Annotated in this window: 15 protein-coding genes and 1 tRNA gene; 13 read left to right on the top strand and 3 right to left on the bottom strand. The window is 51.2% G+C overall.

All coding sequences use genetic code 11. The annotated features are described in order from the left end of the window. The first annotated feature begins 210 nt into the window (after positions 1 to 210). From MELB17_RS23200 to brxL, 11 genes are all read left to right on the top strand, one after another. The gene (locus MELB17_RS23200) at positions 211 to 1,872 is read left to right on the top strand and encodes a tetratricopeptide repeat protein (RefSeq protein ID WP_007349695.1); all 1,662 of its coding nucleotides are present in this window, start codon (positions 211 to 213) and stop codon (positions 1,870 to 1,872) included. Beyond that, positions 1,869 to 4,697, top strand: a complete 2,829-nt coding sequence (locus MELB17_RS08090) for a DEAD/DEAH box helicase (protein WP_007349694.1) — start codon at positions 1,869 to 1,871, stop codon at positions 4,695 to 4,697. The genes MELB17_RS23200 and MELB17_RS08090 overlap by 4 nt, the downstream gene beginning before the upstream one ends. 193 nt (positions 4,698 to 4,890) lie before the next feature. Beyond that, complete coding sequence (locus tag MELB17_RS08085; RefSeq protein ID WP_007349693.1) at positions 4,891 to 5,508, top strand: DUF1819 family protein; 618 nt, start codon at positions 4,891 to 4,893, stop codon at positions 5,506 to 5,508. Positions 5,509 to 5,525: 17 nt separating this feature from the next. Then, positions 5,526 to 6,116: a DUF1788 domain-containing protein gene (locus MELB17_RS08080; protein WP_036184133.1), complete on the top strand. Its 591-nt coding sequence runs from the start codon at positions 5,526 to 5,528 to the stop codon at positions 6,114 to 6,116. A gap of 41 nt (positions 6,117 to 6,157) precedes the next feature. Then, positions 6,158 to 9,742, top strand: a complete 3,585-nt coding sequence (gene brxC / locus MELB17_RS08075; protein ID WP_007349691.1) for a BREX system P-loop protein BrxC — start codon at positions 6,158 to 6,160, stop codon at positions 9,740 to 9,742. A 54-nt stretch (positions 9,743 to 9,796) separates the two neighbouring features. Further along, a complete protein-coding gene (locus MELB17_RS08070; RefSeq protein WP_157133264.1) occupies positions 9,797 to 11,149 on the top strand; it encodes an ATP-binding protein in 1,353 nt (450 codons plus the stop codon). A 91-nt stretch (positions 11,150 to 11,240) separates the two neighbouring features. Beyond that, positions 11,241 to 14,756, top strand: coding sequence for a BREX-1 system adenine-specific DNA-methyltransferase PglX (gene pglX, locus MELB17_RS08065; protein ID WP_007349689.1), 3,516 nt, complete (start codon positions 11,241 to 11,243; stop codon positions 14,754 to 14,756). Between the two features lie 10 nt (positions 14,757 to 14,766). After that, positions 14,767 to 16,047: an AAA family ATPase gene (locus tag MELB17_RS08060; RefSeq protein ID WP_007349688.1), complete on the top strand. Its 1,281-nt coding sequence runs from the start codon at positions 14,767 to 14,769 to the stop codon at positions 16,045 to 16,047. After that, complete coding sequence (locus MELB17_RS08055; protein ID WP_007349687.1) at positions 16,044 to 16,679, top strand: retron system putative HNH endonuclease; 636 nt, start codon at positions 16,044 to 16,046, stop codon at positions 16,677 to 16,679. The genes MELB17_RS08060 and MELB17_RS08055 overlap by 4 nt, the downstream gene beginning before the upstream one ends. Beyond that, positions 16,676 to 19,174, top strand: coding sequence for a BREX-1 system phosphatase PglZ type A (gene pglZ / locus MELB17_RS08050; RefSeq protein ID WP_007349686.1), 2,499 nt, complete (start codon positions 16,676 to 16,678; stop codon positions 19,172 to 19,174). The genes MELB17_RS08055 and pglZ overlap by 4 nt, the downstream gene beginning before the upstream one ends. 65 nt (positions 19,175 to 19,239) lie before the next feature. Beyond that, complete coding sequence (gene brxL / locus MELB17_RS08045; RefSeq protein ID WP_007349685.1) at positions 19,240 to 21,315, top strand: BREX system Lon protease-like protein BrxL; 2,076 nt, start codon at positions 19,240 to 19,242, stop codon at positions 21,313 to 21,315. Positions 21,316 to 21,490: 175 nt separating this feature from the next. On the opposite strand, the gene MELB17_RS08040 is transcribed toward brxL, so the two are convergent. The 3 genes from MELB17_RS08040 to MELB17_RS08030 form a co-directional block, all read right to left on the bottom strand. Next, on the bottom strand, positions 21,491 to 21,697 hold the full coding sequence (locus MELB17_RS08040; protein WP_227498839.1) for a hypothetical protein: 207 nt from the start codon (positions 21,695 to 21,697) through the stop codon (positions 21,491 to 21,493). Positions 21,698 to 21,722: 25 nt separating this feature from the next. Then, positions 21,723 to 21,977 (bottom strand): hypothetical protein, encoded by a 255-nt coding sequence (locus MELB17_RS08035; RefSeq protein WP_007349683.1) that lies wholly within the window; start codon positions 21,975 to 21,977, stop codon positions 21,723 to 21,725. Positions 21,978 to 22,280: 303 nt separating this feature from the next. Further along, positions 22,281 to 22,357, bottom strand: a tRNA-Arg gene (locus MELB17_RS08030). Positions 22,358 to 22,455: 98 nt separating this feature from the next. Here MELB17_RS08030 and MELB17_RS08025 point away from each other — a divergent pair. Beyond that, a complete protein-coding gene (locus tag MELB17_RS08025; RefSeq protein WP_050774914.1) occupies positions 22,456 to 23,169 on the top strand; it encodes a TIGR04283 family arsenosugar biosynthesis glycosyltransferase in 714 nt (237 codons plus the stop codon). After that, on the top strand, positions 23,159 to 23,800 hold the full coding sequence (locus MELB17_RS08020; RefSeq protein ID WP_007349681.1) for a TIGR04282 family arsenosugar biosynthesis glycosyltransferase: 642 nt from the start codon (positions 23,159 to 23,161) through the stop codon (positions 23,798 to 23,800). Before MELB17_RS08025 ends, MELB17_RS08020 begins: the two co-directional genes overlap by 11 nt. The last annotated feature ends 9 nt before the right edge of the window (positions 23,801 to 23,809 follow it).

Raw genomic sequence — 23,809 nt, 5'->3', positions numbered from 1 at the left:
CAGAATTTTGATGCTTGGCATCTGTCGTTAGATCAAGCAGTATTGAGCGAAATGAAAGTACAGATTCGGCTTATGTTTTGTCGTCAAAGCGCGTCGATTTATGCGTGAAATTTCGGGACTTTATGCGGGGCAATAGCAAATTCAAGCTAGCTTGGCGACTTCTGTGTTCGGGCTGCTATTGGAGTTTTGCGAAAATAAAAGGAATGCCTGATGGTAGGGATCAACAAAAAAAAAGAACTAGGCTCCAATCTGCCAGGAGCTTCGTCATCCCTACTTTCTCAAGTCAATAAGCTTGTAACCCAAGGGTTGCGGCAAGCCGCAATAGATGTACTAGAGGAAGCGGTTTCCTATTCTCCGAATGATTCTTCACTTCTAAGTGCCTTAGGCCGTGTTTACCTTTTAAATCGTCAACCTGAAAAAGCCGTGGTCTATTTGCGGCGATCCCTCGCTCAATCAAGCTCGAATCCTGTTTATAACAATGACTATGCACCGGAGGCTTTCACCGAAGCTGATGCAGGATACCTGGAGGAGAGGGCAGAAGAGCCGTCAAACGACGAGTTCTCTATTCTGGATGAATTGGAAGCTACTGATGCGGCAGACGAGAGGCCTAAAGAAAATAGCTCTCGGACACTGCATCTCAACGGAAATGGGTCAAAGCGGACTGAACCAACAGCCAGTAAAGGTAATGAGCCTCGGATTACGGTAGTCAAAAAGCTCTGGAGGAGGGCAGAACCCGAACAACCAATTGCGTTTGAAGAAAAACCAGCTTGCGCAGATGAGCTATTCGTGTCGGAGGAAATAGAGTCAAATACTGTTATTGAAGCAGAAAGCTCAAGCGATGCCATTGAGCACCCAGAATATGCCCTTACAAATGATGCTCCTGAGCCCCCGTTAGACCCACAGGTCACAGCATTTTTTATCCAGACCGAAGCCAGGCAATTGGCGCTCCCAATCGAATACGAGTCTGAAGAAGCCGACGAAGAATTTGAACTCCCTGAGCTAGATGTCGATGACCTTGATGTTATCGACGTAGACGATGATTTTGATGACGACCTGAATGAAGCCGGCCCCGAATTTGATTTCGTGGAAAGCAGTCTATTAGATGACGATTCTATTTCGGAAGATTTTGGCTGGGAAGATCTCGACGACTTTGAAGAAGATGCAAGCCGCGATAATGAAGATGAAGAACTCGCTCAGAAAGGTATCACGCGTGCCGCGAGGGCTCGCCAAGTCGCTATTGAAGTTCTGAGTCGAGTTGAGTGGGATCGTGAACATCTGCCGTTGCTTGAGGCGATCTTTGTGGAAAGTGGATGGGGTGCCGCGCGTATAGCGATCGAAGATCAAATTGAGAGGGGAGCGGTCCCAGAGGAAATTTTGCTAGCGCGGCATGTTCGGTCGATTTGGTTCAGTAGCGAGCATCTGTGGACGTGCTTCCGTATGAAATCGAATGCGCCGCTTATGCAGGCTGATGCGGTGTACAAGAACTTTAGTTGGGTTGATGCACTTCGACTAGTTCGGTGCTTTCCGAACATCCCAGACGAAGCTGAAATAGAAGCTTTCATCGATGAACTATACGACGAGTGGTATTCCCACAACCGTTTGAGAAAGCACTTCAAAGCCTTTCTCAAGTATTTACATTATAGAATCATCGCAACTAAACGAACTCTTCCTAGCGATATTAATTTCATGTTTAGTTTGCCAGTGGAGGAAGAGTGGGGTGCCGATAATTCAGAGCTTATCAGTTCAATATCGAAAATGAGGGTAGAGCTGAGAGAACTTGGGGCAGATAGTGGGTTTGAGATCCACGGAGTTAGCAATATGTTTAAAGTTCTGCCGAAGGAAGCGTTTGACGACGAAAAGGAAAGCAAGTGAGTAAAGCCAAGAGGCGTCTGTTACCGGTCAAAAACTGCTGGGTTAAAAAAGTGTCTTCTGCGGAAGAGAGTATTTTGGGCCGCGTCGTTAGCTCAGTGGACAGGGGTGATGACGTCATTGTCAGCGTAAAATGGCAGAAGACCGGGCAAGTTTCCGCGGAATCTCTGAGTAAGCTACGAAGCGGATTCAAGCTGCAGATGGAGGTTCAGGATCTCCCAAATTCGCGAGTCAGAACGTCGCTTGGTGAAGGTGTTATTCAACGAGTGCGAACCATTGGTGACTGTGACCAGGCACTGGTCGACTTCTACCAGCTGGGCCAGCAGGTTTGGTTACCCTATGAAAATCTGCGCCAGATAAAGGGGGCGAGGCACCGCTTTATTTTGGGTGATACAGGCCCCGATGACAGCGCAGAGCGCTTTCGACTTAAGTCTTTGGCCCACGCCTTGGAGATCTGGAACGAGAACACAGGCTCGCTCTCCCATTTAGAGATAGATCCACTCCCACATCAGATACATCTGGTACACCACATACTCGCATCTGGCCATTTAAATTGGCTGATCGCCGACGATGTTGGTCTCGGTAAAACAATCGAAACCGGTATGCTTCTGGCTGCTCTGAAACAACGAGGCCAACTGAAACGAGTTCTGTTAGTCACGCCAGCAGGTCTGACAAAACAGTGGCAGGAAGAACTGAATTACAAATTCAAGATGGGCGAGTTCCAGATTTTCGGTGAGGATTTTACAATCAATGAGCCTCGCCATTGGAAGATGTTTGATTTTGTCATTGCCTCAATCGATCGATTGAAGATTCCGGAAAATTTAGAACGAATTCAGCAGGCTGGCAAATGGGACATAATTGTTTTTGACGAGGCCCACCGGTTGAGTCGCCGGCAGTACGGAATGAAGCTGGAGGCGTCTCAACGATTTCAGTTGGCCGCAAATTTGCGAGGCCATACGGACGCCTTGATCTTGTTGAGTGCGACTCCTCATCAAGGTATGCAAGATAAATTTCAGGCACTGTTGGAACTGCTGCACCCGGAACGCAAAGAGGATATCGCCACGCTCGCGTTGAATCCGGAAATCATCGGCGAAATGGTTTTTCGGAATAACAAAGCGGATGTGACGGATGCAGAAGGCAATTTTCTGTTCAGAGGGAAAACAACCAGCTCTGTTCCAGTGCATGTGTCCGAAGCGGCAAAGGAGTTTGACCGGAAGCTTCAGGACTACCTGCGCAAAGGCTATGCAGCAGGCGCAGCCCTTGGAGTCAGGGGGAACGCCATTGGCTTTGTAATGACTGTGTACCGCAAGCTGGCGGCTTCGAGTGTAGCGGCCATTCATCAAGCGTTGATCAATCGAAAAGCCAGACTTGAAGGCGAACTGGTTAAAGGGTTCAAATTGGAAGAACTTGAGTCACAGGACCAGCGCTTTTTCGGCGAATGGGAAGAGCAGCTTCACTCCGATGCACGGGAGTTCTTTGAAGGTGAGCTGGAGCATCTCGATGAGCTGATTTCCGAGGCGGGGGCACTGCGTGATGACGACAGGAAATTGCAGGGCTTCGCCGACCAGCTGATCGCCAAGATTCTTACGCCCAATTCTAAAGAAAAAGTTCTGATCTTTACTGAATATCGTGCGACTCAGGCCTATATTCGCGAGATTTTGGAAAAACGGTTCGGCGAGGGCTCAGTAGAGTTGATTAACGGCTCAATGCCTCACGCTCAGCGCAGGGATGCCATTGCGCGGTTCGAAGAAGGCGCAAACTTCTTAGTTTCCACGGAAGCTGGCGGTGAAGGTATCAATCTTCAGCGGAAGTGTCACATCATGGTGAATTACGACTTGCCCTGGAACCCCATGCGGCTGGTACAAAGAATCGGCCGATTGTATCGATATGGGCAGAAAAAGCGTGTCGTTGTGTTTAATCTCCATTCTCCAGACACGGCTGATGAGCAGGTAATGGAACTGATGTACACCCGAATTGAACGAGTCGTTGACGACCTGGCAGGGGTGAGTGACGAATACAACGAACAGCTGCGTGACGATATTTTGGGTGAGCTGGCGGATTTGCTCGATGTAAACCAGATTCTGGAACAAGCGACTATGGAGGGAATTACGCGAACTCAGGAGCGCATATCAGATGCCCTGGATCGCGCAAAATCCGCAACAGAGAAGCAGCGAGAGCTTTTCGAGCATGCGGCAGGTTTTAATCCCAATGAGACTGACAGCAGCCTGCGCATTGATCATGAGCACGGTGTGGCGTTTGTTCTGGGGATGTTCCAGATGCTGGATATTGAGATTGTTGAAACCACCCACGAAGGAAGACTCTTTCATATCCGGCTATCAGAATCTGCACAGCAGGAGCTGGGAATTAGTCGCAGTCGTTACGAGGTCACCCTCGACCGGGAGTTGGTTGTAAATCGACCGAACACTCACATGCTGGATTTAGACTCGTTTCTAATGCAATTTCTACTCAAAAAAGCGAAAAGCTACGATTTTATGGGTTTGAGTGCCGTGATAAAGAATCAATCCCTTGGGCAAGGAGCTCTGCTGACCAGCCTCCTTCGCTGGCAAAACGATCAGGGCAACCGAATGAGGCAGGAATATACGGCCTATCTTGTAAAGCCCAATGGTGAAGTACAAACAAACCCTGAAGCCTTCGGGAGTTGGTTGAAAACGAAAGGTTTTACGGGAACGCTGAATTCTGTTTCCAGCGAGAATCAGGTGATGTTCAAGCAAGCGGAACTCGCAGCGGATAACAGGCTGAAAGAGGTGAGTAATCTGAATTTGCATCCAGAAAATAATCAGTGGGTTTCAGGTGCCTGGTTAGGGTGATCGCGCAATGTGATAGTGGCCATACCAACATAGTTCCTGACATTAGTAAGTCCGGAAGTGATTTGAGGTTTGCTACTCGCATCGTTACATTGGGGTTTGTCGGAAATTCGGGCCATTTTGTGTAAAATTAGGAGTGGATCCGCTCAAATATTGACCATCTGTTGAATTGAGTACACGAGAGCGCGCAAATCGAATGGCAAGTAACAACAGGTATCGAATCTCTTTTACCTCTGGCAGCCTTTATCATCGTGAATCGGTTCTTCTGGCCGGGCTTTTTCATGAGCTTGGCGATTGGGAGTCTGTGCGGGTAGAAGGTGTAAAGCGTAACCTTCTCCAGACAAGAACAGAAAGCACCGCCAAGCGGGTATGCCGTGAAACCGTTGCTCGTTTGAAAACGCTTAGCGAAGAAGAGTTGGATTTCTTGACTGAGGGCAGCCCTCATGACCAAGCGCATATTTTATGGCTGGCGGTTTGCAGGCTTTACCAGTTCGTCGCCGATTTCGCTATGGAGGTTATAAGGGAGCGTTTCCTGTCGATGAAAATCGATCTGACCTATGAAGACTTTGATGCTTTTTTCAATAAAAAATCAGAGTGGCACGATGAGCTTGATCAAGCGAGCCCGTCTACAAGGGATAAGTTACGCCAGGTAACCTTCAGGATGCTCCGGGAGGCCGAGCTGGTGACCAAAGGGAAAACGATCAATAGAGTCATTCTCAGCCCCAGGTTGGTAGGGCTCATTCGTCAGAACCATCCTGATGAATTTCTTTACTTTCCCGTTTTTGAATCCGATATCAAAGGGATGTCACTGTGAGTAAAGACATTGCCAGAATGCCGATGCAAGACCGGTTTCAGCATCTTTATAGCGTTATTTCAGGGCAGCGGTTCCTGAATAAACAAGGGCTCGGCAATGAAGTGCCATTTTTTATCTGCCCTTTCAGAATCGAAGAAGCGGTTGAAATGGAGCGCTTGCAAAGCCAATTGGTCAACCGCCTGGAGCAGAAAGGAATCAAGGTTCTCAGCATCAATCTATACGATCTCGCCGTAGAGCTTTTGAAAGAAAGAGAGTTGTGGAGCCAGGTCATTGATCTTGAACCGACGGTTTCAAAAGGCGAACTGACGGATCTGCTTCAAGGAGTTCTGGATCCCGATGCGCACCTTGTGCCGGCGATCGCGAAGAAGTTACACGCGGTAGAGTTCGACGTGCTGTTTCTATCGGGTGTAGGGGAGGTCTTTCCTTTTATCCGTTCTCACAATGTGCTCAATAACTTACAAAGTACGGCGAAAGACAAGCCAACGGTGATGTTTTTCCCGGGGACCTATACCCATTCGCTGGAAACGGGTTCCTCACTGGACTTGTTTGGCAGGCTTCACGACGACAAGTACTACCGCGCGTTCAACATCTTTCATTACGAAGCCTGATCGGACGTAAAAATCGAGGCGCCTTTATTAAGGGAAGTGCAATGACACTGAAGAGCATCTTTTTAAAACCCGTTGACCGCCCGATCGAAGGTGTCATCAAAGCCGACGACGAGGCCAGCCTTCGCCTCGAAATTGACGAATACGTGCTGACGAACGAAGTTGAAAAGCGCCTTGAAGATTTTCTGGATGCCTACAACAACTACGAAGGTGCGAACGGTGTTTGGGTTTCCGGCTTCTTTGGGTCGGGTAAGTCGCATCTACTTAAAATGCTGGCCCTGTTACTTGAGAACCGGGTGCTCGAAAGTCAAGAGATGGATGGTGCTTCAACCCTGGAACGTTTCCTTCCAAAATGCATCGACAACGAAATTCTCCGAGCTGGTTTGAAGAGGGCAGTCGCCATTCCCTCAAAGAGTATTTTGTTCAATATTGATCAGAAAGCCGACGTTATCAGCAAAACCCAAATCGATGCGCTGCTGGCGGTATTCGTTAAAGTCTTTGACGAAATGCGTGGTTATTACGGCAAACAAGGGCACATCGCCCAATTCGAGCGTGACCTGGACAGCCGCGACTTTTACCAGCAGTTCAAAGCCGAATATGAAAACGTGGCCGGGCGGCCTTGGCAGAGAGGTCGTGAGCAGGCGCTTTTGGAGGGGGCGAATATTGCTAAGGCTTACGCTGCGGTGACCGGAACCGACCAACAGTCGGCAATGGGTATCCTTGATAAATATCGGAGCGATTACCGTGTCTCGATTGAAGATTTTGCGGACAACGTTAACGCGTATATCGAGAAGCAAGCGGCTGAAGGCGGGCATAAAGAATTTCGTCTGAACTTCTTTGTCGACGAAGTAGGCCAGTACATTGCCGACAACATCAAGCTGATGACCAACCTGCAGACCATCGCGGAAAGTTTGGCCACCAAGTGCCGGGGCCGCGCCTGGATTGTGGTCACTGCTCAGGAAGAGATGAAGAACGTCGTCGGTGAGCTGGGCAAGCAGCAGGGGAATGACTTCTCAAAAATTCAGGCGCGCTTTAACAACCGCATGAAGCTGTCCAGCGCAGACGTGGCCGAAGTGATTCAGAAACGCCTGCTGACAAAGACCGAGGAGGGTGTTAATCAGCTATCGGATGTTTACCGCTCGCAGTCCAACAACTTCAAAACCCTTTTCGACTTTGCGGACGGTTCAGCCACCTACCGTAATTTTCGCGATCGGGACCACTTCATCCACAGCTACCCGTTTATTCCCTATCAATTCGCACTCTTCCAGTCGGCGATTCAGAATTTGTCGCAGCACAGTGCGTTTGAAGGCAAACACAGCTCGGTGGGTGAACGCTCCATGCTGGGCGTATTTCAGCAAGTCGCCATCCACATCGGTGATCACCAGATAGGTCAGTTAGCGACTTTCGACCTTATGTTCGAAGGCATCCGGTCTGCACTGAAGTCACAAATACAACGCGCAATCATCCAGGCCGAAAACCACCTGGACGGCCCGTTCGCGATTCGATTGCTGAAAGCTTTGTTTTTGGTGAAATACGTCAAAGAGTTCAAACCAACCGTTCGTAACCTCTGTGTGCTCATGTTGGACGCATTCGATCAGGATCTGCCGACACTTCGGAAGAAAATCGAAGAGGCACTCAGCCTGCTGGAACAGCAAACCTACATACAGCGCAACGGCGACCAGTACGAGTACCTGACTGACGAAGAGAAAGACGTCGAACAGGAAATCAAGAATGTGGAAGTCGAGTCATCCGACGTTGCAGATGAGCTTGAGAAGATCATCTTCGACTACGTCATCAAGCAGCGTAAAATTCGCTACGATGCAGGACCTTCCCAGAACCAAGGGCAGGACTATACCTATTCGCGCAAGCTGGATGACCGGCTGCACGGGCGCGAATACGAACTGGGTATTAATATCGTGAGCCCATTTCACGAGCATACCGACAACGAGCAAATGCTCCGCACCGCTTCAACCTACAAAGCCGATGAACTCTTCGTTCTGATGCCCTCTGATGAGCGTTTGGTGCGTGATCTGCTAATGCTCAAACGCACAGAAAAATACATCAAACAGAACATCTCGGTGACCCAACAGGAGTCTGTTAAACGGATTCTGAACGACAAAGGCTTCCAGAATCGTGAACGTGAAGCCCGGATAAAACAGCAAGTTCAGTCTCTCCTCAGCAAGTCCAAGCTCCTGATTGGCGGCGCGGATGTAGAGGTGCCCAACGAAGACCCTCAAACCCGCATTATTCGGGGTTTTCATGAGCTGATTGCCCGCGCTTACCCCAACCTCCGCATGCTGCGAGGTGTTTCCTACTCGGAAAACGATATAAGCAACTGCCTGAAGCGGGCAGAAGACGGTTTGTTTGGTAATGATGCGACCGCCCTGGCGGAGTCCGAACAGGAAGTGCTGGCCTTTATTCAGAGCAACAATCGTGGCGGTGTTCGCACCACCTTGAAGGGCCTGCTGGAAAAATTTGAGCGCAAGCCATATGGCTGGTACTACGCCGCTATTCTCTGCACGTTGGCCAACCTGTGTGCACGCGGAAAGGTAGAGGTTCGTCTCGACGGTAACATCCTGGAAGACGCTGAACTCGAACGCGCGTTACGCAATACCCACGGGCACAACAACCTGGTTCTGGAACCGCAAATAGAGTTTACAGCGTCCCAGGTGCGGGCCCTCAAGGCGTTCTACGAGGACTTTTTCGACGGCCCGCCCCGAAGCGGCGAAGCCAAAGCCTTGGGCAAGGAAACTGGCGAAGCCTTCCAGGACATGTTCCATCAGCTTAATCCACTGGCAGCCCAGGCTGGCCAGTACCCGTTTCTCAGTGCCTTAAAGCCTGCTTTGGAAACATTGAAGGACGTTGCTGGCAAACCTTACACCTGGCACCTGACCGAATTAAGTAAGCAGGAAGACCAGCTGCTGGATCTGAAAGAGGACGCCATAGACCCCATTCGAAAATTCATGAGCGGGTCACAGAAAGACATCTACAACCAGGCGCGGTCACTGCTACAGAGCCAGGAACCCAATTTCATTTACGTGCCCGGAGATGAGATCGAGCAAATTCGCTCGATTCTCAACGATCCCAAGTGCTACAAAGGCGGCCGCATCCAACAGCTCAAGGGGCAACTGGACAGCCTGAAAGAGCGCATTGATGAAAAGGTTAACCAAACTCGTTCCAGAGCGGCCGCATCCCTGAACACCATGCAAGAACGCATGCAGAGCATGGATGAATACCAGTTGCTGCCGGAGCCCCGTAAGGCGGAACTGAACAAGCCGTTCCAGGATCTGAGCGAGCACATCGACGGGCAACAGATCATCGCTGTCATTAATGACCGCCTACGCTTTTTTGAAGAAGAGGGCTATCAGAAGGTCTTGGCCAGAATGGTGGACCTGGCCAATCAAAAATCTGCACCCCCGACAGACCCAAAGCAAGCTCCTGGCTTAAAGGGTGCCGACAAGCCACACCAGGTTAAGGAACCGCCCGCCGAGTACGTTCATTCGCGCAACCTTCACGTTGCCTACGACAAAGCCTGGCTGGCCGATGAAAATGATGTAGACCGCTACCTAGCGTCCCTACGCGAAACCTTGCTGCAAGAAATTCAGCAAGGCCGCAAGGTGCAAATTTAGAATGTGCGGATTTAGAGTGCACAGAATTAGAGCATGCAAGCCAAAGGGATGGCTATGAACGACGCAGAGCGGGTTCGCCTGCCACAAAGGCGCCGCCTGAAAATGGACGGCAGCCCAGAGGCAGTGCCTTTCTATCCCCACGAATTTGTGCAGCGCCAATCCAGCATTGGTGTCACCGACCCCTCCGCGCTGCCGCTGGAAAACCTGGCGGTTGAAGACCTGGACCCAATTCAGCGCATTCGCATCCGCAATGCCATCAAGAAATACGGCGGCGACCAAAGCTTGCTGCCGCTGGCGGATGAAGATCTGGATGGTGCTCTGGGGCTGACTGTGACGATAAACGGCAAGCGTCACCCGACAGTGGCGGGTTTGCTGCTGCTGGGCAATGAGAGGCAGCTGCGGCAACACCTGCCGTCTCATGAGGTGGCTTTTCAGGTGCTGCGTGGCACCGATGTTCTAGTCAACGAGTTCTACCGCAAGCCACTGCTGGAGACCTTTGAGGAGGTCGAGCTGTTGTTCCGGGCTCGGGTGGAAGAAGAAGAGATTCAGATTGGCTTGTTCCGCGTGCCCATTCCCAATTTTGATCGGCGAGCTTTCCGCGAGGCCTTTGTAAACGCTCTTGTGCATCGCGATTATAGCGCTCTGGGTGCAGTACACGTCAGGCTGGATGACGATGGCCTGAGCATCAGCAACCCCGGCGGCTTTGTAGAAGGCGTTAACTTGGACAACCTGCTGGTAGCCGACCCCCGTTCCCGCAATCCGTTATTAGCCGACATCATTAAACGTATTGGCCTGGCTGAACGCACCGGCCGGGGCATTGACCGGATCTTTGAGGGCATGCTCCGTTATGGGCGCACCGCCCCGGATTACTCTATGTCATCTGCTTACACTGTCGCCGTGCGCATGAGCGCAGCGGACGCAGACGCCGAATTTCTACGCATGATCGTTCAACGCGAGGAACAAACCGGCACCGCCATGCCCATCGACAGTTTGATAATTCTGTCGCGGTTGCGTAATGAGCGGCGGTTGAGGACAACGGATTTGGTCAGATCCGTACAAAAGCCAGAAACTGTGGTTCGGGGCACCTTGGAGAAGCTGGTGGAAGCCGGCATGGTGGAAGCCCACAGCACTGGCAAGGGCCGCACCTATACCCTGAGCGCGAAGGTGTATCAGGGCGCAGGCCAAAAAGCGGCTTATGTGCGCCAGGCGGGGTTTGACCCCATACAGCAGGAACAAATGGTGCTGAACTTTATCGACACCCACGGCAGCATAAAGCGAGCGGATGTGATTGAACTGTGTCATATCAGCCCAGATCAGGCTTACAAGCTATTAGCGAGGCTGAAGAAAAAGGGCTTGATTAAGCAGGCTGGCGAGCGCAAAGGGGCCATTTACGAGCGCCCGCGTTAATTTATGCGCTCAGCGTATATATATGCGCCTTTTATGCGCCAGCGTAAATAAGCCCCTCCATTACAATGAATCAGAGCCAAGGTAAGCATTAATGGAAACCGCAAAACTCAAAAAGTTCGCCCAGTTCGCCCGTCGCAGCCTGATTGAACAGGTCAGCGCCAAACTCAAACTGGTGCTGGCGGAAGAAAACCCCGCCCGGCGGGAGCGCCCACAGGTCATTAAAAAGCTGGAAGAAGCGGTTGCGGAGCAGGGCAAGGAGCAAGTCATAGAACGGGTTGCCTATATTTGGTTCAACCGATTCTGCGCTCTACGCTTTATGGATGTGAACCGCTATAACCGCCTTGGCATCGTTTCACCCGCAGAAGGGCAGTTTCAGCCTGAGATTCTGGCTGACGCTAAGATGGGCCAGATTGATGAAGAGATGGTAGCGGAAGCGATCCGGCGACGAATTTTTGCTTTTCTGGATGGAAAAACGCCCAGCCAAGACCCACAAGGTGAAGCCTATCGCCTGCTGGTGGTTGCCGCCTGTAACTACTGGCACGGTGCCATGCCGTTCCTGTTTGAACGCATCGACGACTACACCGAACTATTGATGCCGGGTGACCTACTTTCGGGCAACTCTATTCTCGCCCACACCCGTGAGGCCATGACGCCAGACGCCTGTCAGGATGTGGAGGTGATCGGCTGGCTGTACCAGTTCTATATATCTGAGAGGAAAGATAAGGTTTTTGAAGGGCTGAAGAAGAACACTAAGATTACGGCCGAAAACATCCCCGCGGCTACCCAGCTTTTTACGCCACACTGGATTGTGCGTTATCTGGTGGAAAACTCTCTGGGCCGTCTCTGGATGCTCAACCGGCCGAATTCCAGGCTGGTCGAGCAGATGGATTATTACATTAAGCCAGCGCCTGCGGCGGATGGTAGCGATCAACCGGAAACCGACTTCCTGCGCATAAATAAACCGGAAGAGATCAAGATCTGCGATCCATCCTGCGGCTCGGGCCATATGCTGACCTACGCCTTCGATTTGCTTTATGCCATCTACGAAGAGGAAGGATACGAGCCCACTGATATCCCGACTAAGATCCTGACTAACAATCTATTTGGTATCGAGATCGACGAGCGCGCCGGGGAGCTGGCAGCATTTGCGCTGATTATGAAGGCGCGGGCTAAGCAGCGGCGTTTTTTCCGCAATCCGATACAGCCTCATATCTGCGTGCTGGAAAACGTTCACTTTGATGAAGGTGAACTCAATGAATATATGGATGTGATCGGGCATGACTTATTCACGAACGAGCTGCGCGATACGCTGGACCAGTTCGAGCAGGCCAAGAACTTCGGCTCGCTGATCGTGCCGAAGCTGAGCGATCCGGCAGAGACGCTGCGGTTGGTTGAAGCGCGTGATTTTTCCGGTGATCTGCTGTTGAACGACGTGCAGGCGCGCGTGGTGGCCGTGCTGCGCATGGCCGAGGCCCTCTCACCGAAGTATCATGTGGTGGTAGCCAACCCGCCGTATATGGGCGGCAAAGGGATGAATGGGAAGCTTCAGGACTTCGCCAAGGAATGTTGTCCTGATAGCAAATCTGACCTGTTTGCGATGTTTATTGAACGTGGGTTCAACCTTGTGCCACGCCTTGGCTATAGTGCGATGGTCACAATGCAGTCTTGGATGTTCTTGTCTTCCTATGAAAAACTTCGTGTGAAGTTGGCAGAAAATTCTTCAATTAACGCCATGATCCACATGGGAAATATGGTGATGGGTATTGCGTTCGGTACAGCTGGAACCGTTTGGAAGTCGCGAGGAATGGTGTCAGACAAGGGAGCATTCTGTTTCGTCGACTACGAAGACCTTGATGGTGAGGGCAAGCCGCTTGTATTTCCGCCACATAATGAGCGCAACTCTGTCGCTGCGAACGATGGCTGGCTTTATCGCGCTTCAGCGGAAGATTTTGAGAAAATTCCAGCGAGCCCGATTGCATACTGGGTAAGTGATGAAGTTCGTGACATTTTCTACGACAACAAAGCGCTCAAAGAAATAATCGCACCTAAACAGGGAACCTCTACTGGTGATGACGAAACATACGTTCGATTTTGGCATGAAGTGGATGAAACCTTAATTGGGTTTAATTATTCTACACTCACCGCAGCGCTCAATTCAGAAAAGAGATATTTTCCTTTAGATAAGGGAGGTGAGTTTAGACGCTGGTATGGCAACAACGAGAAAGTTATTAAACTTGGAAGAAAGTCCTATCATGAGTTGCTTGAGCTGGGAAACCATCTTCCATCACGTGACAAGTATTTTTTAAGTGGGATAACCTGGTCCAAAATTACATCTTTCAAAATTAGTGTTCGCTACGATGATGTTGGTTTTGTTTTCAGCTCTGTTGGCTTAAAAGGATTTCCAACTCTGAAAGATGAACATAGATCTATCGCATATATGAATTCGAAACTTGTTTCAGTTTTTACTGAGATTCTGTCGCCAACATTAAGTATTGTTAGCGGCGACATCGAAAAGTTGCCATATAAATTTGTATCCGATAACCTTTTACCCACGAACACTTCAAACCTCATTGCATTGGCCAAATCAGACTGGGATGCCTATGAAACATCTTGGGATTTCACCACACTCCCGCTGCTCCAACCCGACTACCGCGCCGAGACGCTGGAGCTAACCTACACCGCCCTGCACACTCACTGGCAGGGCAAGACAGGCGACATGCAGCGGTTGGAGGAAGAGAACAACCGCATCTTCATCGACGCCTACGGTCTGCAAGATGAACTGACCCCCGAAGTGCCGCTGGAAGAGATCACTCTCACTTGCAACCCCGCCTATCGCTACGGCGGCAAGGCCTCGGTTGCAGACCGAGAGACCCGTCTGCGTGCCGATACCGTGGCCGAGTTTCTGTCCTACGCCGTGGGCTGCATGTTCGGTCGCTACGCGCTAGACAAACCGGGGCTAATCCTGGCCAACCAGGGCGATACCATCGAGGACTATCTGAAGCAGATCCCGGAGCCGAGTTTCCCTGCTGATGACGACAATGTGATTCCTATGCTCGACGGCGACTGGTTCAACGACGACATTTCCGAACGCTTCCGCGAGTTTCTTCGAATCACCTTCGGCGAGGAGCACTACGAAGAGAACCTCCGCTTCGTAGAGCAGGCGCTGGGCAAGGATATTCGCAAGTACTTCCTGAAAGATTTCTACAACGACCATGTGCGGCGCTACAAGAAACGTCCCATTTACTGGCTGTTCTCATCCCCCAAGGGCTCGTTCAATGCGTTGATTTATATGCACCGCTACCGCCCGGATACAGTCAGCGTGGTGCTCAACGATTACCTGCGCGAGTTCCGCACCAAACTGACGTCCCGCCGGGACCATCTGGAAGCGGTCAGCATCAGCGCCAGTGCCTCTTCGGCGGAAAAGACAAAAGCGATAAAAGACATCGAAAAAATCAGCAAGATCATTGTTGAGCTGGGTGACTACGAGCGTGACGTGCTTTACCCGCTGGCTACCAGGCAGGTAGAAATCGATCTGGATGACGGTGTAAAAGTGAATTACCCGAAGTTTGGCGACGCCCTGAAGAAAATAACCGGCCTGTCCGGCTAGGAGCACAAGGATGCATATCAACAACCTCACTTTGCAACGATTCCGCGGTGCACAGGATCTATCGCTCGACCTGAGCGAAAAGTTAAACGTCTTTGTCGGAATGAATGGCGCGGGTAAATCGAGCATTCTGGATGCGTCGGCCATTTTGCTTTCCTGGCTGGCCAATCGAATTAAGCACTCTGGCGCCTCGGGTAGGCCAATTGCTGAAGATGACATCAAGAATGGCGAGTCTTCAGCCAATCTGAAAGTTCAGCTCTGTGAACAGGGCTCCTACTTTGGGTGGAACCTGGCCAAGGTTCGCAAGGGGTACAGTAAAAAAGATCTGGCTTCCGTGTTGATTTCTGCCTCTGAAGCCGCGAAACGGATACAAGGGGCAATAACCGAAAATGTGGGTGACGTTAATATCCCGCTGTTTGCTTATTACCCTGTTAACCGCGCTGTACTCGACATTCCTTTGCGTATCCGCGAAAAGCACCAATTCGAACTGCTGTCGGCCTATGAGGAGTCGCTGACCAGCGGCGCAAACTTCCGCACGTTCTTTGAATGGTTTCGAGAAAGAGAAGACCTTGAGAACGAACATCGTAAATACAGGGATGATCTCATAAAGCCTGACGATTTCCAGTTTCCAGACCCTCAGCTTGCAGCTGTAAGGCGGGCTTTGGAAATCTTTATGCCGGATTTCACGGAGTTGACCGTTAGGCGCAACCCGCTGCGAATGGAAGTCCTCAAGAAAGGTCGGCGACTGACCGTGAATCAGCTCTCAGACGGTGAAAAGTGTCTGATGGCGATGGTCGGTGATTTGGCTCGGCGCCTGGCCATCGCTAACCCGCGAAGAGCAGATCCGCTCCAAGGGGATGGCATCGTTATGATCGACGAGATTGACTTGCACCTGCATCCCAAGTGGCAGCGGTTAGTGGTGCCGAGGCTTATGGAGGTGTTTCAAAACTGTCAGTTTCTGATATCCACTCATTCACCGCATGTGATTACCCATGTGCGTCCTGAGAACCTGTTCCTGCTCAGTATGACCGATGAGGGCAAGCTGGACGCCGTCCGCCCCGTGGAATCTTACGGAAAGACTGTTGACCGCGTGCTTGAGGATTTGATGGGGCTTCAAACAACTCGGCCCAACCAGGTGGAAAGTGACATTCGGGGCATCTATACACAGATTAGCGAGGGTCATCTTGAAGCCGCCAAGAGCTCCATTACAACGCTGGAACAAGAGATCGGTGAAGATCCTGAATTGGTCAAAGCGAAGGTGCTGATCAGGCGCAAGGAGCTGATTGGCAGATGAAATATGTGATCAAAAACGAAGAACCGGTGCCATTTGCTGAATGGAAGGCGCTGGCTAATGACGAATGGCAGCCAACTTACAACGATTTGAGTGGCGAAACCAAGGCGTCTGTCAAAACCTCATTGATGCAAGAGCAAGGTTTTCTGTGCTGCTACTGTGAGCGACGGTTAACGGCGAGTGACTCTCACATCGAGCATCTCCAGCCCCAACGCGACCCGGCGGTTGATCCGCTGGACTACAGCAATCTTCTCTGCTCCTGTCAGAACCAGATCAAGAAGGGAAAACCCCGCCATTGCGGCAATTTGAAGGGTGACTGGTATGACCCTGAGTTATTGGTTTCGCCTTTAAATCCAGACTGTGAAGGTCGATTTATATTTGCGGGCGACGGTTTTATTACGCCCGCCGAGGCGCATGATGCCGCCGCGAGAGAAACCATTGCCAGGCTTGGCCTGGATATTCCAAAGCTGAATGATCTGCGCGCCAGCGCTATCGAGCCGTTTTTGGAAGAGAGCTTGACTATGGATCAGTTGAGCCAGTTTGTTGATGGTTATTTAAGCACGGGGCCAGAGGACCGTTTAGGCGAGTTCTGGACTACGATCAAGACTCTATTTGGAGACTTTGTCATCGCATGAGCAATCGAATCTCCCAAGCTCTGACAAAACTGTTCGACCGCCACCGCATTGTGTTCTGGTACGACACCAAGCACGAGCTGCGCAGTGATTTTGAGTCGGTGTCACTTCCGGATGTGGAGAAGCTGGAAATCGCCAACAATCAGTACGGGCTGAAATACCGTGTTCTGCGCGAAGCGCCGACGCAGAAGTTCCTGCTGTATAAAGAAGGGCCGCAGCCAGCGGAACTGGATAATTGGTTGCTGGACGTGCAGTTGGCTCATGGTGAGTTCCGGACCGATCAGGTGGCTATCTGGCTGTCTGAGTTGGAGTTGGGCCTGGAGTTTTCCGAGATTGCGCAGGCTCACGCAGAATTCTTCCAAGCCGAGAAACGCAAAGACGCCCTGAAAAAGTGGCTGAAACCCGATGATACCGCCGGACAGTTGCGGCTGAAAATGCTGGCCGTGTGTGCGGGCAGCGAACCCCGTATGGACTCGGTGGTGGAGACTTTGCTTCAGCAGTTGGCTGATGACAGGGTTGACGGGATGCGGCTGGTTGAACGCTGCGGGTTGGACACTTTCCTCTGGGAGCAACTCACGCGCTTTTATGGCTATGAATTCACTGAGCCAGGCCTGCGGGATTTCGTTATCGCGTTATTTAAATCCTGCTATGCCATGAGTACCGATGGCGAGTTCAAAATGACCGGCGATGCTCTGGTGTTTCTTAAGCGCTGGAAGGACAGCCGTCAGTTCGAGTCAGGGTTCGAAGTCTTATCCGCCGAGTGTGCCGATGTGCTTGGCATTGAGCAGGATCTGGGAAAGCGGGATTTCCGGAACCTGATTGAATTGGATTACTTTCGCCTGATCGACCAGAAGATTATCAGTGACCTGGTGCGAGCCGTGGTTGAGCGTACGGTAACCAGTGGTGATGTGGCCCTCTGGGTCCGGCAGCGTCGTCAAGGGCATTGGTACGAGGAGTTCCGGGATCTTTATGAGGCCATCGAGTTTGGTGCCCGCTTTATTCAGATGCTGGGCGAGGCCAATCTCACCATGGACAGCCTGGCCGATGGCGTGCAGCGATACAGCCGCGCCTGGTTTCAGCTCGACCAGCTCTACCGCAAGTTTACCTATCATGTGCGACTGTCTGGCCAGCCATCACTGATGGGGGCGTTGAGTGAGCAGGTGGAGAATCTGTACTCCAACAGTTATTTGCTGAAGCTTGGGGACGCATTCCAGATACACGTGGATTCGAGTGCCCGCTGGGAAGCGTATCCGGTCGTTCAGCAAAACACCTTTTTTGAGCATTGGGTGCGCCCGTTCCTGCGCAAGGACAAACGGGTGTGTGTGATTATTTCCGACGCCATGCGTTATGAGATCGGTGACGAGCTGCTGAGCCTTATCCGCCAGGAAGACCGCTACAGCGCCGAGCTTGAGCCTGCGCTCTCCATGTTGCCCAGTTACACCCAACTCGGTATGGCCGCTCTGCTGCCCAATAAAACCTTGGCGATTGCGGATAACGATACCGGCACAACGCTGGTGGATGGCCAGAGTTCTCAGGGCACCGCGAATCGCACCAAAATCCTGCAGGCAGCCCTGGAAGGGCGTGGTAAGGCGATACGAGCTGAGGAGTTTATGCAGCTTAACCGTGACGACAGCCGGGATGTGCTGAAAGGCAACGATGTGTTGTACATCTATCACAATCGTATCGACCACACCGGCGATAAAATGCACTCAGAAGGGCAGGCCTTCGAGGCGGCGGAGCAGACCCTGGACGACCTGATTCGCCTGATCAAAAAGCTGACGGCAGCCAATGCCAACAACCTGCTGGTAACCGCCGACCACGGCTTTATCTATCAGAATCGTGAGTTGGACGAGAGCGATTTCCTCAGTGTGCCCGCCAACGGCGACACTATTCTCTACCGCGACCGCCGCTTTGTATTGGGGAAGGGCCTGGCACCGTCTCCGGCTTTCCATCACTTCTCGTCTGAGCAGCTTGGTCTGGACGGCGACATGGAGGTGCAGGTTCCCAAATCCATCAACCGGTTGCGCCTGAAGGGCTCCGGCAGTCGCTTTGTTCATGGCGGTGCTTCGTTACAGGAGGTGGTGATACCGGTGCTGAAGGTGAATAAGAAACGCCAGAGCGATGTCAGCGCCGTTGAGGTGGATATCCTGCGCGGAGCCAGCTCGGTGATTACCTCTGGCCAACTTGCTGTCACCTTGTATCAGTCCGGGCCGGTAACGGAAAAAATTCAACCGCGCTTGCTGCGTGCTGGCATCTACACCGAGGCTGGCGAGCTGATTTCCGACAGCCACGAGCTGGTGTTTGATTTGACATCAGAGAACCCCCGTGAGCGTGAGCTGCAGGTGCGCTTTTTGCTGTCCCGCAAGGCGGATGAAGCGAATGGCCAGGAAGTGTCCTTGCGACTTGACGAGCAGCATGCCGGTACGTCTCATTACAAGGAGTACAAGTCGCTCAATTATATGATGCGGCGGTCCTTTACCAGCGATTTTGATTTCTGAGGGAACAGGCAGATGGGTGATTTTTACTCTGCCGTTCTAAATAACGAAACACCAGAGGAAACATTGTGAGCTCACTGGATGCGAAGATTAACCAACATTTTCCTGGCGTGGTTGTCCGCAAGGATCTGGTGAAGGCGGTTAAGGGCAACGCCATTGTTCCCTCATACGTGTTGGAGTACTTGCTTGGGCAATACTGTGCCACGGATGACGAAGCGACCATTGAAACCGGGATAAGTACGGTTAAGGAAATTCTGGCCAAGCACTATGTTCATCGCAACGAGGCCGGCCTGATTCGCTCCAATATCAAAGAGAAAGGGCGTTACAAGGTTATCGATAAGGTGACTGTGTCGCTAAATGACAGCCGAGATGTGTATGAGGCTGAGTTCGAAAACCTTGGTATCAAAAAGGTACTGGTTGATTCGGGCACGATCAAGAAGCACCCAAAGCTATTGGTGGGTGGTGTTTGGTGCATTTGTGATATTGAGTATGATTTCAGCGAGGATGGCCAATCCACCCCGTGGGTTCTCTTATCCTTAAAACCGATCCAGCTTTCGAGTCTTGATTACGATGCTTACCTGGAAGGGCGCAAGCAGTTCACTACCAGTGAGTGGATTGATGTACTGATGCAAAGCATCGGGCTGAATCCCGAAGCGTTTGGTCGCCGTAGCAAGCTGATTCAATTGGTGCGTCTTATTCCTTTCTGTGAAAGGAATTACAATTTGATTGAGTTGGGCCCGAAGGGAACTGGTAAATCCCATGTGTACTCTGAGTTTTCACCCCACGGAACTCTGGTTTCCGGGGGAGAAGCTACCCTGGCAAAACTGTTCATCAATAATACCACGGGCAAAATTGGGCTGGTTGGTTATTGGGATGTGGTTGCTATGGATGAGTTTGCTGGCAGTGGCAAAAAACCTGATATAAAGCTCATTGATACGCTGAAGAATTACATGGCCAACAAATCCTTTAACCGCGGTACTGGCCCGCAGGGTGCAGAGGCGTCCATGGTCTTCATTGGTAACACCTCACACAATGTCCCGTACATGCTCAAACACGAGCATCTGTTCATGGATTTGCCAGAAACCTATAGAAACAGCGACGGCCAAGCCATTCTGGATCGCCTTCATTGCTTTTTACCTGGCTGGGAAATGGACAATCTGCGCAATGATATGTTCTCGACCGGTTTTGGCTTTGTTGTGGACTATCTTGCTGAGGTACTTCGCTCCCTGCGCAGCTATGATTTTTCTGATCGCTATCAGGATCGTTTCACTCTCTCGTCAGATATTTCAACCCGTGACCGGGATGGTATCAACAAGACCTTTTCTGGCCTGATGAAGATCCTTTTTCCCCATGGTGGGGAGACTGAGGAGGAGGTTGAGGAAATACTGCGTTTTTCAATGGAAGGCCGCAAGCGCGTAAAAGATCAATTGATGCGCGTGGACTCAACCTACGCCACGGTTAACTTTTCTTATCAAAGCGCCGGTGGTGAAAATCAGCAGGTGACAACGCTGGAAGAGGAAGAATACCCGGCCTATTATCACAAAAAGATCAATGATGAGGATGATGTCAAAGATGTTGACCTAGCGGCCCCAGAGGGTTTTGCCGCAGTTAAGTCGCAGCCTGTCGCCAGTGCCCCCCAGGTCATTCTGGAAGAGAAGCACATTACCTTTCAAGAGAACCAAAAAGGTGTGTCGTATGAGCTTCTGTTCGGCCCTTATCTGAAAGATGCCACGAAAATCACCATTACAGACCCGTACATTCGACTGTTTTATCAGATCCGAAATCTGATGGAATTGTTGGAGCTGATCGTCAAAACCAAGGCCGAAGAAGACGAAATATCGGTTCATCTGGTCACCAGCCGCGACGAATTCAAAGGTGAATTACAAGACGAAAGTTTTGAGAAGATGCGGAGTTCTGCTGATACCGTCGGAATCAACTTTACCTGGGAATTCGATGAAACTGGCACAATCCACGCCCGCCACATCGTTACTGACACCGGATGGAAGATATCTCTTGATAGGGGATTGGACATTTTCCAACACTACGAGATGAACGACGTATTTGCGTTTGCTAATCGTCTGCAAAAATATCGATCGTCAAAGGCGTTTGAGGCAACTTTTATCCGGTACGGTGGGAATCAGTAACGTTTTTTTTAGGGCCTATTCGAATTAACCCCCGAGCCATGTTGTGAGTGGAGGGATATGAATTAATTAAGCCTGACGAATTGGTGCACTTTAGAAATGCGAAGGTGTGAATATGAATCGGTCCATTCTCGACAGCAGCACGCGCTTAGTCGTCGAGAATGGACAATCTGATCGTTCAGTGGATGGTCGTTGCTGGGTCGAGCAGAATATGGGCGCCGGTTTGAAGGTCGAGTGTCGTATGCAGCCTGTGCGGCTCTTCTGAGTTTCGGTACATATCCAGAGTAATCCAATCGTCCCCACGGCGCATCTGAACGTTGAAGTGCATTTCTTCACTGCCAAATTCGAGGGTGAGGGCGCAGGCGAGCTGTTGTACTTGAGTCATGAAATCCATCATTTGCTCCTGGGTCTTAGAACCACACGTTAGTTTTTATCGCGCCGAGTTGATCAATCAATCGTGAGCGTGGAGGAGTTACGTGTGCGCTGGAGCCTTCGCCAATGGTGCCGTCACCATAGTCATGGAGGCTGTCATTGATGACCAGCTCTTTGCCATCTGTGCATTCGATCGTCACGCTGGCTTTGCTTGCCTTGAAGTTGTCCAAGGTTTCGGCCAGCGTATTGGCCTGTTGAAGTAACCCGTTAATCTGTTCGATCAAAAATTTCATAATTATGTTCCTGCTCATTTGCTGATTTGAAATTGGTCTCAGTGGTTGAGGCCTATTTCCACATTACGCTATTTCGTCTGAGCAGCAAGTCGATGGTATTCAGCACGTGTTTGTGCTCGAATAGCTCGATAGAACAGTGAGTTAAGCGATTTATCTGAGCGAATACGAGTTAGATAGGTGCGAAAAAGAATTCAGATGGCAGATTTATACATTCTGGTTGTTTTTTGAGCATTTCTAGAATGGGGGGTATGATGGTGGGTAGCGTATATTATGGCCAGTAACTATATGATTTATATAGTAGAGTGGTGCCCTCGGCAGGACTCGAACCTGCTACCTTCCCCTTAGGAGGGGGACGCTCTATCCAGATGAGCTACGAAGGCATAATGCCAAGAAGGGCGGTATGATAACGGGCTGAGGCGTGTGGCTCAAGGCCTTGCGCGGGTTGTTTATTCTTGGAAGCGGCGCAATTAATACTTTAATGACGGATTTGAAAACGGATGTAAGGCTGAGTGTGATTGTGCCGGTGTGGAATGAGGCCGTTGTGATTGGGGCTTTGTTGCAGTCGCTTCGGCCGTTGCGGGCTGCAGGCCACGAGGTGATTGTGGCCGATGGCGGCAGCAATGATGGTACTCAAGACTTGGCCCGCCCTATGTGTAATCAGCTGGTGGGTGCGGAATTGGGGCGGTCGGCGCAGATGAACGCCGGCGCTGCGGTTGCCCAGGGTAACGTGTTGTTGTTTCTGCATGCCGACACGCAGTTGCCTGTAGATGCCGTGCAGCAATTGCAGGCATTTTTGGCAACGCCGAACGTGTGGGGTCGATTCGACGTTTGCTTGAGTGGCTCGCGGCCGCTGTTTCGTGTGATTTCTTGGTTTATGAATAAGCGTTCGCGGTTGACCGGTATTTGTACCGGTGATCAGGCGATGTTTGTACGCCGCGATACCTTTGAAGTTTTGGGGGGCTTTGCACCTCAACCGTTAATGGAAGATGTTGAGTTGTCGCGGCGTTTGCGTGACGTGTCGCGCCCTTTCTGTATAGCAAGCCCGGTAACGACAGACAGCCGGCGCTGGCAACAACGAGGCGCCTGGGCAACAATTTTGCTGATGTGGCAGCTGCGCTGGCGCTATTGGCGCGGCGAGTCTGCTGAGTCTTTGGCCCAAGCCTACCCATCGGATGTTCGTAATGCCCAATAATGAAAACAACTCTGACCAAACGCTGGTCATGCAGTTTGCCAAATGGCCTGAAGCCGGCAAGGTAAAAACGCGTTTAATACCCGCACTGGGCGAGCAGGGGGCTCTGGCAGCGCATTGCGAGTTAACTCTGGCGGTGCTGGATAATTTGCTGGCGACGGCTTTTCCGCTGCAGCTTTGGTGGGACTGTGATCGTACGCCCCCGGCAGAAGCCGCTCAAGTGTTGGAAGCATTGCAACAGCACTGCGTGCAGCAACGTTTCCAGAGCGACGGCAATCTTGGTGATCGCATGGCCGCGGCTTTGAGCTGTGCTTTGCGTAGCCACACAGTTGCTATGATTGTAGGCAGCGATTGCCCGTCAGTGGATGCCGATCATGTTCTTCTGGCCGCTGAAAAGCTGACTCACGTTGATGTGGTGTTGGGGCCGTCGGAAGACGGGGGCTATGTGTTGATTGGCGCGCGTAAGGTGGTGCCTGGCATGTTGGATGGCATTCGCTGGGGTAGCGAGCATGTTTTGCGGCAAACCTGTGAGAAACTGGAAAGTGCGGGGCTGAGCGTTGGCTTGTTACCCATGCGCTGGGATGTGGATGAAGCTGAAGACTGGCAGCGATTTCAGCGTGAGTTTGTTGGCTGAAATCGCTGC

This window comes from Marinobacter sp. ELB17, assembly GCF_000169375.1.
Lineage (GTDB): Bacteria > Pseudomonadota > Gammaproteobacteria > Pseudomonadales > Oleiphilaceae > Marinobacter.
Note: the sequence above shows the minus strand (reverse complement) of the source record. Positions and strands in the feature narration are given on the sequence as shown.